13 protein-coding genes are annotated in these 11,928 nt (G+C 68.5%); 7 read left to right on the top strand and 6 right to left on the bottom strand.

Going from position 1 to position 11,928, the window contains the following annotated elements; all coding sequences use genetic code 11:
* Positions 1-13: 13 nt before the first annotated feature.
* From ACZ6IM_RS22100 to ACZ6IM_RS22090, 3 genes are all read right to left on the bottom strand, one after another.
* Complete coding sequence (locus ACZ6IM_RS22100; protein ID WP_052836802.1) at positions 14-1,045, bottom strand: alanine racemase; 1,032 nt, start codon at positions 1,043-1,045, stop codon at positions 14-16.
* A 61-nt stretch (positions 1,046-1,106) separates the two neighbouring features.
* The gene (gene femX, locus ACZ6IM_RS22095; RefSeq protein WP_003975027.1) at positions 1,107-2,228 is read right to left on the bottom strand and encodes a peptidoglycan bridge formation glycyltransferase FemX; all 1,122 of its coding nucleotides are present in this window, start codon (positions 2,226-2,228) and stop codon (positions 1,107-1,109) included.
* Positions 2,229-2,365: 137 nt separating this feature from the next.
* Positions 2,366-2,671, bottom strand: a complete 306-nt coding sequence (locus ACZ6IM_RS22090; protein ID WP_052836803.1) for a hypothetical protein — start codon at positions 2,669-2,671, stop codon at positions 2,366-2,368.
* A gap of 275 nt (positions 2,672-2,946) precedes the next feature.
* Between ACZ6IM_RS22090 and rpsF the strand changes: the two genes are divergently transcribed.
* The 4 genes from rpsF to rplI all read left to right on the top strand — a co-directional run bounded on the left by rpsF (position 2,947) and on the right by rplI (position 4,658).
* A complete protein-coding gene (gene rpsF / locus ACZ6IM_RS22085; protein ID WP_019324683.1) occupies positions 2,947-3,237 on the top strand; it encodes a 30S ribosomal protein S6 in 291 nt (96 codons plus the stop codon).
* Positions 3,238-3,317: 80 nt separating this feature from the next.
* Complete coding sequence (locus tag ACZ6IM_RS22080; RefSeq protein ID WP_052836804.1) at positions 3,318-3,914, top strand: single-stranded DNA-binding protein; 597 nt, start codon at positions 3,318-3,320, stop codon at positions 3,912-3,914.
* A 42-nt stretch (positions 3,915-3,956) separates the two neighbouring features.
* Positions 3,957-4,193 (top strand): 30S ribosomal protein S18, encoded by a 237-nt coding sequence (gene rpsR / locus ACZ6IM_RS22075; RefSeq protein ID WP_003949403.1) that lies wholly within the window; start codon positions 3,957-3,959, stop codon positions 4,191-4,193.
* 18 nt (positions 4,194-4,211) lie between these two features.
* Complete coding sequence (gene rplI, locus ACZ6IM_RS22070) at positions 4,212-4,658, top strand: 50S ribosomal protein L9 (protein ID WP_052836805.1); 447 nt, start codon at positions 4,212-4,214, stop codon at positions 4,656-4,658.
* 140 nt (positions 4,659-4,798) lie between these two features.
* Here the strand turns inward: rplI and ACZ6IM_RS22065 are convergent, their stop codons facing one another.
* A complete protein-coding gene (locus ACZ6IM_RS22065; protein WP_052836927.1) occupies positions 4,799-6,136 on the bottom strand; it encodes an MATE family efflux transporter in 1,338 nt (445 codons plus the stop codon).
* A 459-nt stretch (positions 6,137-6,595) separates the two neighbouring features.
* Between ACZ6IM_RS22065 and dnaB the strand changes: the two genes are divergently transcribed.
* The gene (gene dnaB, locus ACZ6IM_RS22060; protein WP_052836806.1) at positions 6,596-8,071 is read left to right on the top strand and encodes a replicative DNA helicase; all 1,476 of its coding nucleotides are present in this window, start codon (positions 6,596-6,598) and stop codon (positions 8,069-8,071) included.
* 93 nt (positions 8,072-8,164) lie between these two features.
* Complete coding sequence (locus ACZ6IM_RS22055) at positions 8,165-9,550, top strand: serine hydrolase domain-containing protein (protein ID WP_469558379.1); 1,386 nt, start codon at positions 8,165-8,167, stop codon at positions 9,548-9,550.
* Positions 9,551-9,633: 83 nt separating this feature from the next.
* On the opposite strand, the gene ACZ6IM_RS22050 is transcribed toward ACZ6IM_RS22055, so the two are convergent.
* Positions 9,634-10,086: a GNAT family N-acetyltransferase gene (locus tag ACZ6IM_RS22050; protein ID WP_052836808.1), complete on the bottom strand. Its 453-nt coding sequence runs from the start codon at positions 10,084-10,086 to the stop codon at positions 9,634-9,636.
* 20 nt (positions 10,087-10,106) lie between these two features.
* A complete protein-coding gene (locus ACZ6IM_RS22045; RefSeq protein WP_052836809.1) occupies positions 10,107-10,571 on the bottom strand; it encodes a MarR family winged helix-turn-helix transcriptional regulator in 465 nt (154 codons plus the stop codon).
* 140 nt (positions 10,572-10,711) lie between these two features.
* Here ACZ6IM_RS22045 and ACZ6IM_RS22040 point away from each other — a divergent pair, with 140 nt between their 5' ends.
* Positions 10,712-11,923 (top strand): MFS transporter, encoded by a 1,212-nt coding sequence (locus ACZ6IM_RS22040; RefSeq protein WP_052836810.1) that lies wholly within the window; start codon positions 10,712-10,714, stop codon positions 11,921-11,923.
* The last annotated feature ends 5 nt before the right edge of the window (positions 11,924-11,928 follow it).

Below are 11,928 nucleotides of genomic sequence, written 5' to 3'. Positions count from 1 at the left end.
TATGGACCGCTCGCTAGCGATCGAGGATGCGGTCGAACTGCGTGGTGGTGTGCCGCAGATGGGCCACCAGCTCGTCACCCACCTTGGGCTCCGACGCGTCCGAGGGAACGAACAGGATCGACACCTGCATGTGCGGCGGCTCCGCGAACCAGCGCTGCTTGCCGCTCCAGACGAACGGCGAGAGATTCCGGTTGACCGTGGCGAGACCGGCCCGGGCGACACCCTTGGCGCGCGGCATGACGCCGTGCAGCGCCTTCGGAGCCTCCAGTCCCACCCCGTGCGACGTACCGCCCGCCACGACCACCAGGAAGCCGTCCGAGGCGGCCTTCTGCTGCCGGTAGCCGAAACGCTCGCCCTTGGCGACGCGCGTGACGTCCAGGACCGCGCCGCGGTACTCGGTGGCCTCGTGGTCCCCCAGCCACAGCCGGGTGCCGATCCGGGCGCGGAAGCGGGTCTGCGGGAACTGCTGCTGGAGCCGGGCCAGTTCGTCGGCCTTGAGGTGGCTGACGAACATGGTGTGCAGCGGCAGCCGGGCCGCGCGCAGCCGGTCCATCCAGCCGATGACCTCCTCGACGGCGTCCGAGCCGTCGGTGCGGTCCAGCGGCAGGTGGATGGCGAAGCCCTCCAGCCGGACGTTCTCTATGGCGGCGTGCAGTTGCGGCAGGTCCTGCTCGCTGATGCCGTGCCGCTTCATCGAGGACATCACCTCGATGACCACGCGCGCGCCCACCAGGCCGTACACGCCGTCGATCGAGGACACCGAGCGCACGACCCGGTCGGGCAGCGGTACGGGTTCCTCACCGCGCCGGTACGGCGTCAGGACCAGCAGGTCACCACCGAAGAAGTCCTTGATACGGGCGGCCTCGTAGGTGGTGCCGACGGCCAGCACGTCCGAGCCCAGCCGCGTGGCCTCCTCCGCCAGCCGCTCGTGGCCGAATCCGTAGCCGTTGCCCTTGCAGACCGGGACCAGCCCGGGGAACTGCTCCTGCACGTGCTTGTGGTGCGCCCGCCAGCGCGCGGTGTCGACGTAGAGCGTGAGCGCCATGGCCGGACCTGGAACCTTTCTCGTGGCTGTCAGAGGTGCGGATCGGGGAGGGGCTGTGCGGTCAGCGGCGCGACATGTAGATGTCGAGCGCCTTGTGGAGCAGCTTGTTCAGCGGGAAGTCCCACTCGCCGAGGTACTCGGCCGCCTGACCGCCCGTACCCACCTTGAACTGGATCAGACCGAAGAGGTGGTCGCTCTCGTCCAGCGAGTCGGAGATGCCGCGCAGGTCGTAGACGGTGGCGCCCAGGGCGTAGGAGTCGCGGAGCATGGCCCACTGCATGGCGTTCGACGGCCGGACCTCGCGGCCGATGTTGTCGGAGGCGCCGTAGGAGTACCAGACGTGCCCGCCGACGACCAGCATGGTGGCCGCCGACAGGTTCACCCCGTTGTGCCGGGCGAAGTACAGCCGCATGCGGTTGGGGTCCTCGTTGTTGAGCGCCGCCCACATGCGCTGGAAGTACGAGAGCGGGCGCGGCCGGAAGTGGTCGCGCACGGCCGTGATCTCGTACAGGCGCTGCCACTCCTCGAGGTCGTGGTAGCCGCCCTGGACGACCTCGACACCGGCCTTCTCAGCCTTCTTGATGTTGCGGCGCCACAGCTGGTTGAAGTTCTTGTGGACCTCTTCCAAGGAGCGGTTGGCGAGCGGGACCTGGAAGACGTAGCGGGGCTGGACGTCACCGAAGCCGGCGCCGCCGTCCTCGCCCTGCTGCCAGCCCATGCGGCGCAGCTTGTCGGCCACCTCGAAGGCGCGCGGTTCGATGTGGTCCGCCTCTATGTCCCGCAGGCGCTTGACGTCGGGGTCCTGGATGCCCTTCTTGATGGACGTCGCGTCCCAGCGCCGGATGATCACGGGCGGGCCCATCTTCACGGAGAAGGCGCCCTGCTGCTTGAGGTGCGCCAGCATCGGCTCCATCCAGTCCTGGAGGTTCGGCGCGAACCAGTTGATGACCGGACCCTCGGGCAGGTAGGCGAGGTAACGCTTGATCTTGGGCAGCTGCCGGTAGAGGACGAGCCCCACACCGACCAGCTCGCCGGTCCGGTCGTCGAACCAGCCGAGGTTCTCCGAGCGCCATTCCGCCTTGACGTCCGCCCATGCCGGGACCTGCATGTGACTCGCCGCCGGCAGACTCTGGATGTAGGCCAGATGCTGCTCGCGACTGATGGTCCTCAGGGTCAGGCTCATTCGGGGCGCTCCTCGGGCTGGTGTGTCCCCATGGGTACAGGGGCTCCGGCTCTCGCGCGAAGCCTACTGCGCCCTGTGAGCGCCCCGTCCGGCGTACGGCTGGAAGGGCTTCTCCGGCGGGCGGCCGGCGGCGCGGATCAGCCGACGAGGCCACCGTGGTAGATCCCGAAGAACAGGCCGAGTGCGGAGGCGCCGAGTCCCAGTACCAGGCCGAAGCGCTCCCGTGTCGTCTCGGACACGTACTGGCCGTATCCGCCGGTCAGGACACCGATGAGCCCCGCCCAGGAGGTCAGGACGTGCAGCCCGCGGAAGCTCGCCGTGGCGAGGGCCAGCACTCCCAGCACCGCGGTCACGGCCAGAAGCGAGTCCTGGAGGGGGTGTCGTTTGCCGTCGGTGGCCAGCAGGCCGGTCCGGGGCCTGGCGGGTCGCATGATCTGTGCCATGGAGAACCTCCTGCCGAAGGCAGTGTGTTTTAGCCCTCACATCCCTGAGTACCGATTGTGTCCCCTCGGGGCCGGATTTCAACCGCAAGGGCGCGGCCGGGTACGCTGTACCTTCCGCACCGGTGTCTGTTGCCGGCCATGACCGGGCCACCTCCTCGGAGGAGGCCCGATTGTCAGTGGGTCCTGGTTTACTCATTGATGCCGGTGCGAACGCATCGCAACCCTCCTGCCACGGAACGACCGTGGCCGCTGAGTCCAAAGGAGGTGGGTTCCACATGCGTCACTACGAGGTGATGGTCATCCTCGACCCCGATCTCGAGGAGCGCTCTGTCTCCCCGCTGATCGAGAACTTCCTCTCTGTCGTCCGTGACGGCGGCGGAAAGGTCGAGAAGGTCGACACCTGGGGCCGTCGTCGTCTCTCGTACGAGATCAAGAAGAAGCCCGAGGGCATCTACTCGGTCATCGACCTGCAGGCCGAGCCTGCGGTCGTCAAGGAGCTCGACCGCCAGATGAACCTGAACGAGTCGGTCCTCCGGACCAAGGTCCTCCGTCCCGAGACCCACTGAGCACTCCCGCTCAGCTGATACCGGGATTCGAGTAGCAGCAACCAAGCAGCCAGAGCAGCAAACCCGCCGAGAGGTTCCCCATGGCAGGCGAGACCGTCATCACGGTCGTCGGCAATCTTGTCGACGACCCCGAGCTGCGCTTCACCCCGTCCGGTGCGGCCGTCGCGAAGTTCCGCGTCGCGTCGACCCCCCGCACCTTCGACCGCCAGACGAACGAGTGGAAGGACGGCGAAAGCCTCTTCCTCACCTGCTCGGTCTGGCGCCAGGCGGCGGAGAACGTCGCCGAGTCGCTCCAGCGAGGCATGCGCGTCATCGTGCAGGGCCGGCTGAAGCAGCGGTCCTACGAGGACCGTGAGGGCGTCAAGCGCACGGTCTACGAGCTGGACGTCGACGAGGTCGGTGCCAGCCTGCGCAACGCCACGGCCAAGGTCACCAAGACCTCGGGCCAGGGCCGCGGAGGCCAGGGCGGTTACGGCGGCGGTGGCGGCCAGGGTGGCGGCGGCTGGGGCGGCGGCCCCGGTGGCGGCCAGCAGGGCGGCGGTGCTCCGGCCGACGACCCCTGGGCGACCGGCGGTGCTCCCGCCGGTGGCCAGCAGGGCGGTGGCGGCCAGGGTGGCGGCGGCTGGGGCGGCGGCTCCGGCGGCGGTGGCGGCTACTCGGACGAGCCCCCCTTCTAGGCGGGCTCTACCCACACTTCTTGATCACACAGGAGAAACATCATGGCTAAGCCGCCTGTGCGCAAGCCGAAGAAGAAGGTCTGCGCGTTCTGCAAGGACAAGGTCACGTACGTGGACTACAAGGACACGAACATGCTGCGGAAGTTCATTTCCGACCGCGGCAAGATCCGTGCCCGCCGCGTGACCGGCAACTGCACCCAGCACCAGCGTGACGTCGCCACGGCTGTGAAGAACAGCCGTGAGATGGCGCTGCTGCCCTACACCTCCACCGCGCGATAAGGGAAGGGTGACCGAAACATGAAGATCATCCTCACCCACGAGGTCACCGGCCTCGGTGCCGCGGGCGACGTCGTCGACGTCAAGGACGGTTACGCTCGCAACTACCTGATCCCGCGGAAGTTCGCGATCCGCTGGACCAAGGGTGGCGAGAAGGACGTCGAGCAGATCCGTCGTGCTCGCAAGATCCACGAGATCCAGACCATCGAGCAGGCCAACCAGGTGAAGGCCCAGCTCGAGGGTGTGAAGGTCCGTCTGGCCGTCCGCTCCGGCGACGCCGGTCGTCTCTTCGGTTCCGTCACCCCGGCCGACGTCGCTTCGGCGATCAAGGCCGCCGGTGGTCCCGAGGTCGACAAGCGCCGCATCGAGCTGGGCTCGCCGATCAAGACCCTGGGCGCCCACGAGACGTCCGTGCGTCTGCACCCCGAGGTTGACGCCAAGGTCAGCATCGAGGTCGTCGCTGCCTGAGCACTGCTCTCGCTGAGACGATGAGAGGGGCCGCATCTCCCGACGGGAGATGCGGCCCCTCTTCGTTACCGTCTGCGCAGCCGTGTTTCCCGTGGAACGTCGTACGTCACCGTTCACCTTCACCGTTTCACGTGAAACGGTCAGCGCGTCGCGCCCGTGACGATCCAGCGGCCCGATCGGGTACGCGGCCAGAGCGTCACCAGTCGCATCGTCATCATCAGCGTCATGGATGCCCACAGGGCGGTGAGCCCACCGCCGAGCGTCGGGACGAGGAGCGCCACGGGAGTGAAGACCACCAAGGTCAGCAGCATGGCCCAGGCAAGGTAGGGGCCGTCACCCGCACCCATGAGGACACCGTCCAGGACGTAGACCACGCCGCAGATCGGCTGTGCGACGGCCACGATCACCAGGGCGGGCAGCGCGGCGTCCTTGACCATGGAGTCGCCGGTGAACAGGGGCAGGAACACCGGACGGGACAGCACCACGAGCAGGCCCAGTACGACTCCGACAGCGACGCCCCACTCCACCATCCTGCGGCAGGCATCGCGTGCCCCCTGGGCGTCGCCCGCACCCAGATAACGCCCGATGATGGCCTGCCCGGCGATGGCGATGGCGTCGAGAGCGAAGGCGAGCAGGCTCCACAGGGACAGGACGATCTGATGCGCGGCGATGTCGGCGTCGCCGAGCCGGGCCGCCACGGCCGTGGCGATCATGAGAATCGCCCGCAAGGAGAGCGTGCGCACGAGCAGCGGCATCCCGGCCTGGGCCGAAGCCCTGATCCCGCCCAGGTCCGGGCGCAGGGAGGCGCCGTGTCGTCGGGCTCCGCGGATGACCACCCACAGATAGACCGCGGCCATGCCGCACTGAGCGATGACGGTGCCCCAGGCGGAGCCCGCGATGCCGAGTCCCGCGCCGTAGACGAGCACGACGTTGAGGACGGCGTTGGCAATGAAGCCGGCCACGGCCACGTAGAGGGGGGTCCGGGTGTTCTGCAGTCCCCTCAGTACGCCGGTCGAGGCGAGCACCACGAGCATGGCGGGGATGCCGAGGGCGGAGATCCGCAGATAGGTGGTGGCGTAGGGGGCCGCGGTCTCGGAGGCGCCGAAGAGTTCCACGAGAGAGGGCGCGGTGGGCAGAACGACCGCTATGACGGCGGCGCCGAGCAGCAGTGCGAGCCAGATGCCGTCCATCCCCTGGCGGATCGCTGCTTGCAGATCACCCGCGCCGACGCGCCGGGAGACGGCCGCGGTGGTGGCGTAGGCGAGGAAGACGAAAACGCTGACGGCTGTGGTGAGCAGGGCCGAGGCGATGCCGAGCCCGGCGAGCTGAGCGGTTCCGAGATGGCCGACGATGGCACTGTCGGCCATGACGAAAAGGGGCTCGGCGACGAGCGCGCCGAAGGCCGGGACGGCCAGCGCGACGATCTCTCGGTCGTGTCGGCGCCGGTCGGTCCGGGTACGCGCGGGGGCCTGTGTCATGAGCACCAATCTAATCGTCCACAGGTAAGAGATGCAAAGCCATGGCAACCCTTACGATTGCTCTCGCGCCGTGTACTTCTGGGTACGGTTCGAAGTGATCTTGATCCGACCGGGAAAGTTTTTCTTCTGCACAGGCGGTGGACGGTAAAGGTGCAGTTCAGAAGCGCTTTCCGAATCAGGGGGCAGGCTTGTTCACAGGGCTGTCCACCGGGTCGTGCACAGGTTTGGCGGAGTTCTCCACAGCATCTGGCCAGTCGTCCACATGGCCTGTGGATAACCAGATTGGCTGACGGTGCCCGCGGGCCTACGGTTATCCGGCGCCCGCTCCGTCCGTCGGCCGGTGAACCATCACAAAACCGACGCGCCAGAACCGGAGTTGGGCGTCTTATTTGTCAGTGCCGTGCCGTAGAAATGAAGGGCACGGCGAGGTCCGCTCGGCGGACGGGAGGAGGTGGCTCGGTGAGCATTTCCGAGCCCTTGGACGACCCGTGGGCCGACAGCGGCCCCAGTGATCGTCTGCCTGCTTCCCGCCGACGCGGCGACGGGGGCCGCAGTCGGGACGAGCAGCACGAGCGCGGCCCGGACAACGGATGGGACGGCGGGGGCGCCGCGTTCGAGCGGGTGCCGCCGCAGGACCTGGACGCCGAGCAGTCCGTCCTCGGCGGGATGCTCCTGTCCAAGGACGCCATCGCCGACGTCGTCGAGATCCTCAAGGGCCACGACTTCTACAAACCGGCCCACGAGACGGTCTATCAGGCCATCCTCGACGTCTATGCCAAGGGCGAGCCGGCCGACCCCATCACCATCGCCGCCGAACTGACCAAGCGCGGTGAGATCAACAAGGTCGGCGGCGCCTCGTATCTGCACACCCTCGTCCAGACCGTGCCGACGGCCGCGAACGCCGCGTACTACGCGGAAATCGTGCACGAGCGGGCCGTCCTGCGCCGCCTGGTGGAGGCCGGCACCCGGATCACCCAGATGGGATACGCGGCCGACGACGACGTCGACGAGATCGTCAACCGCGCCCAGGCCGAGATCTACGCGGTCACCGAGCAGCGCACCAGTGAGGACTACCTGCCGCTCGGCGACATCATGGAGGGCGCGCTCGACGAGATCGAGGCCATCGGGTCGCGCAGCGGCGAGATGACCGGTGTGCCGACGGGCTTCACGGACTTCGACTCGCTGACCAACGGCCTGCACCCTGGACAGATGATCGTCATCGCCGCACGTCCCGCGATGGGCAAGTCGACCCTCGCGCTGGACTTCGCGCGGGCCGCCTCGATCAAGAACAACCTGCCGAGCGTCATCTTCTCGCTCGAAATGGGACGCAACGAGATCGCGATGCGACTGCTGTCCGCTGAGGCCCGCGTCGCGCTGCACCACATGCGGTCGGGCACGATGACGGACGACGACTGGACCCGGCTGGCGCGCCGGATGCCCGACGTGTCGGCCGCGCCCCTCTACATCGACGACTCCCCGAACCTGTCGATGATGGAGATCCGCGCCAAGTGCCGCCGCCTCAAACAGCGCAACGACCTCAAGCTGGTCGTCATCGACTACCTCCAGCTGATGCAGTCCGGCGGTTCCAAGCGTGCCGAGAGCCGGCAGCAGGAGGTCTCGGACATGTCCCGTAACCTCAAGCTCCTGGCGAAGGAGCTGGAGATCCCGGTCATCGCGCTCTCCCAGCTGAACCGTGGTCCGGAGCAGCGGACCGACAAGAAGCCCATGGTCTCCGACCTGCGTGAGTCCGGTTCGATCGAGCAGGACGCGGACATGGTCATCCTGCTGCACCGTGAGGACGCCTACGAGAAGGAGTCGCCGCGCGCGGGCGAGGCTGACCTGATCGTGGCCAAGCACCGTAACGGTCCGACGGCGACCATCACGGTCGCCTTCCAGGGCCACTACTCACGCTTCGTGGACATGGCTCAGACCTGACAGTCGGTCAGGTGGGCTTGTTCCCCCTGACCGGAGACGGTGCCACGGCGAAATCGGCTCGACGGGAGGGGCGCCGGCCGATGGACTGAGCACATGACGACACCTCAGGAAGAGTTGCTTCCCGCCACCCGTCGGGCGCTGACGCACCGGATCGCTGTGGCCCAGGCCGAAGGGCGTACGCCGTCGCTCGTCGCGGCGGTGGTCAGGGGTGGGCGGACCGTGTGGCACGGTGCGCGGACCTCGGTCGACGGGCACGGTCCGGACGAGAACGTGCAGTACCGGATCGGTTCGATCACCAAGACCTTCACCGCCGTCCTGGTCCTCCGGCTGCGCGACGAGGGCCTGCTCGATCTCGGGGACCCACTGGAGAAGCATCTGCCGGGCACCGGGGCGGGCGAGGCCACGATCGCCGAGCTGCTCGCGCACTCGGGCGGGCTGGCCGCGGAGTCGCCGGCGCCCTGGTGGGAGAGGACACCGGGTTCGCTGCGCCCCGAGCTGGCCGATGTGCTGGGCGATCGGCCGCTCCTGCACCCGGTGGGCCGCCGCCACCACTACTCCAACCCGGGCTACACCCTGCTTGGCGCGCTGGTCGAGAAGCTGCGGGGCGCTCCGTGGGAAGAGGTGCTGCAGCGGGAGGTGCTGGACCCGCTGGGGCTGGAGCGTACGGCCACTCGGCCGAGCGCCCCGCATGCCGGTGGCTGGGCGGTGCATCCATGGGCCGACGTGATGCTGGCAGAGCCCGCCGAGGACCTCGGGCGGATGGCCCCGGCCGGCCAGCTCTGGTCGACCACCGGGGACCTGGCGCGGTTCGCCGTCTTTCTGACGCAGGGGGACGACAAGGTGCTCGGAGTGGAGACCGTGCGGGAGATGCGGGCGCCCGCCGCACCGGCCGAGGCCGCGGACGTCGTGGACGGCGCGGCCTATGGGCTCGGCCTGCAGATCCAAAGCCAGCGCGGAAGGCTGCTCGTGGGGCACTCCGGCTCCCTGCCGGGTTTCCTGGCCAACCTCACCATCGGTGTGGAGGACGACGTGGCCGCGGTCGTCCTGACCAACTGCACCTCGGGACCGCTGCTGGCCGGGGTCGGGGCCGACCTCGTACGCATCGTCGCCGAGGCGGAACCCCGGATCCCCGAACCGTGGCGGCCACTGCGAGAGGTCGACTCCTCCGTACTGGAGTTGGCAGGGCAGTGGTACTGGGGGACGCACGCCTTCGCGCTGCGCCTGACGCCCGAGGGAGGGATCTCACTGGGACCGTTGTCGGGGCAGGGGCGCCGCTCGCGTTTTCGGGCGAACGGTGACGGCAGCTGGACGGGACTGGAGGGGTACTACGCGGGTGAGTCGCTGCGTGCGGTGAGGCGTCCGGACGGCAGCGTGAGTCATCTGGACCTCGGGTCGTTCGTCTTCACGCGTCAGCCGTACGAGGAGGGTTCTGCTGTGCCGGGAGGAGTGGACCCGCAGGGGTGGCGGGGGATCGGCTAGCAGCCGCCCACAGAAAAGCGGGCCCTGTTTCACGTGAAACAGGGCCGCGCGCCGTTGGGGGAGGGCGGCGTCAGCCCCCGCACTCAGAGCTGGAGCTTGAAGCCCGTGTGCGAGGCGGCGAAGCCGAGACGCTCGTAGAAACGGTGGGCGTCGGTACGGGTCCTGTCGGAGGTGAGCTGCACGAGGTGACATCCCTGCCGCCGGGACTCCTCGATCGCCCACTCGATGAGCTGGGTACCCAGTCCGCTGCCACGTTCGTCGCCGTGGATGCGCACACCTTCGATGATCGAACGGACGGCGCCGCGTCGGGACAGTCCCGGGACGACCGTCAGCTGGAGCGTGCCGACGACACGGTCGTCGCGGACGGCCACCACCAGCTGCTGGTTCGGGTCGGCCCTGAGTCGTTCGAACGCGGCCAGGTACGGCTCCAGATCGTCCGGTGATTCGCGCTGTGCGCCCAGCGGGTCGTCGGCGAGCATCGCGACGACCGCCGGAATGTCCTCGGCGGCAGTGGGGCGTATTTCGAGATCTCCCATGCCTGCACTCTAGATACGCTCTAGGCGGGCACCGGCGCCTTCAGGGTCTCCACCGCCCGGACCAGCGGTGCCAGGTCGGGGTTGGTGGCCGCCTCGTCGAGGGCCTCGCGCAGGGCGGCGTCATTGGTGGGCCGCGCCTCGTCCAGCAGCCGCAGGCCCGCCGCGGTGACGTTGGTGTAGATGCCGCGCCGGTCGGTGGGGCACAGGTAGCGCTCGAGCAGGCCCCGGTCCTCGAGCCGGGTGACCAGCCGGGTGGTCGCGCTCTGGCTGAGGACGACGGCGTCGGCGACCTGCTTCATCTGCAGATGCCCCCCGTCGCCGTCGTGCTGTCGGCTGAGCACGTCGAGCAGGGAGTACTCGCGCACGCTCAGGTCGTGCCCAGCCTGCAGAGCGCGCTCGATGTGAGCCTCGATCCTTCCGTGCAGCAGGGAGAGGGCGCACCAGCCCTGGGAGAGGGCGGTGAGCGCGGGGTCTGTCGCTGTCATGTGGTTCCTCCGTCCAGGAGCGGCTGAGACCAGGGTAGACCAGCGCCGCAATTGTCAGCGCTTGCAGATAACCCGCGTATGCAAGTATTGTGGCCGATCGTAAAGCGCCCCTGCAATTACCTGGGAAGGTGTACCCCTCCATGCCTCTCGCGCTTCTGGCCCTCGCGATCGGGGCCTTCGGGATCGGAACGACCGAGTTCGTGATCATGGGTTTGCTGCCCGAGGTCGCGAGCGACTACGGGGTCTCCATCCCCACCGCCGGTTATCTGGTGACCGGATACGCGCTCGGTGTCATGCTCGGCGCCCCGTTGATGACCGTGCTCGGCACCAAGGTTCCTCGCAAGCGGATGCTGATGCTGCTGATGGGGCTGTTCATCGTCGGCAACCTGGTCTCCGCCCTCGCCCCCGCCTTCTCCGTCATGCTGATCGGCCGCGTGATCGCCTCGCTCGCCCACGGCGCCTTCTTCGGCATCGGGTCGGTCGTCGCGGCCGGTCTGGTCGCTCCGCACAAGAAGGCCGGTGCCATCGCGATGATGTTCACCGGCCTGACCGTCGCCAATGTCGTCGGCGTCCCGCTGGGCACGCTGATCGGGCAGTCCGCCGGCTGGCGCGTCACCTTCGCCCTCGTCGCCGCGCTCGGAGTGGTCGGCCTGGCCGGAGTCGCCAAGCTGGTCCCCGACGTGCCCAGGGCCGAAGGCGTACGGCTGCGCCACGAAATGGCCGCGTTCAAGAACGTGCAGGTCCTGCTCGCTATGGCCATGACCGTCCTCGGCTTCGGCGGGGTCTTCGCGGCCATCACCTACATCGCGCCGATGATGACCCATGTCGCCGGCTTCGCCGATGGCTCGGTCACCTGGCTGCTGGTCCTCTTCGGCCTCGGCATGGTGGGCGGCAATCTCGTCGGCGGCCGGTTCGCCGACCGTGCCCTGATGCCCATGCTGTACATCTCCCTGGGCGCGCTCTCCGTCGTCCTCGCCCTCTTCACCCTCACCGCGCACGACAAGATCGCGTCCGCCGTGACCGTCGTCCTGATCGGGGCCCTGGGCTTCGCCACCGTTCCTCCGCTGCAAAAGCGCGTCCTGGACCACGCCCACGGCGCTCCGACGCTGGCCTCCGCGGTGAACATCGGTGCCTTCAACCTGGGCAACGCGCTCTCCGCCTGGCTCGGCGGCGTCGTCATCGCCGCGGGCTTCGGCTACACCGCACCCAACTGGGTCGGCGCCGTACTTGCCGCGGCTGCGCTGGTCCTCGCCGTCCTCTCGGCCGCCCTGGAACGGCGCGGGAGTGCTCCGGGCACGGTCGTCGCGGATTCCGTGCCCGCCGAGGAGCGGGCCGCCGCCCTCCACCACTGAACCAT

Source organism: Streptomyces sp. NPDC042336 (assembly GCF_055581985.1).
The sequence above is the reverse complement of the archived record's forward strand: the minus strand, read 5'-3'. Positions and strand labels throughout refer to the sequence as shown.

Bases quoted from the DNA above. Each gene is read 5' to 3' on its own strand.
- ACZ6IM_RS22100 (WP_052836802.1), bottom strand. From the start codon at position 1,045: ATGGCGCTCACGCTCTACGTCGACACCGCGCGCTGGCGGGCGCACCAC.
- femX (WP_003975027.1), bottom strand. From the start codon at position 2,228: ATGAGCCTGACCCTGAGGACCATCAGTCGCGAGCAGCATCTGGCCTAC.
- ACZ6IM_RS22090 (WP_052836803.1), bottom strand. From the start codon at position 2,671: ATGGCACAGATCATGCGACCCGCCAGGCCCCGGACCGGCCTGCTGGCC.
- rpsF (WP_019324683.1), top strand. From the start codon at position 2,947: ATGCGTCACTACGAGGTGATGGTCATCCTCGACCCCGATCTCGAGGAG.
- ACZ6IM_RS22080 (WP_052836804.1), top strand. From the start codon at position 3,318: ATGGCAGGCGAGACCGTCATCACGGTCGTCGGCAATCTTGTCGACGAC.
- rpsR (WP_003949403.1), top strand. From the start codon at position 3,957: ATGGCTAAGCCGCCTGTGCGCAAGCCGAAGAAGAAGGTCTGCGCGTTC.
- rplI (WP_052836805.1), top strand. From the start codon at position 4,212: ATGAAGATCATCCTCACCCACGAGGTCACCGGCCTCGGTGCCGCGGGC.
- ACZ6IM_RS22065 (WP_052836927.1), bottom strand. From the start codon at position 6,136: ATGACACAGGCCCCCGCGCGTACCCGGACCGACCGGCGCCGACACGAC.
- ACZ6IM_RS22055 (WP_469558379.1), top strand. From the start codon at position 8,165: ATGACGACACCTCAGGAAGAGTTGCTTCCCGCCACCCGTCGGGCGCTG.
- ACZ6IM_RS22050 (WP_052836808.1), bottom strand. From the start codon at position 10,086: ATGGGAGATCTCGAAATACGCCCCACTGCCGCCGAGGACATTCCGGCG.
- ACZ6IM_RS22045 (WP_052836809.1), bottom strand. From the start codon at position 10,571: ATGACAGCGACAGACCCCGCGCTCACCGCCCTCTCCCAGGGCTGGTGC.
- ACZ6IM_RS22040 (WP_052836810.1), top strand. From the start codon at position 10,712: ATGCCTCTCGCGCTTCTGGCCCTCGCGATCGGGGCCTTCGGGATCGGA.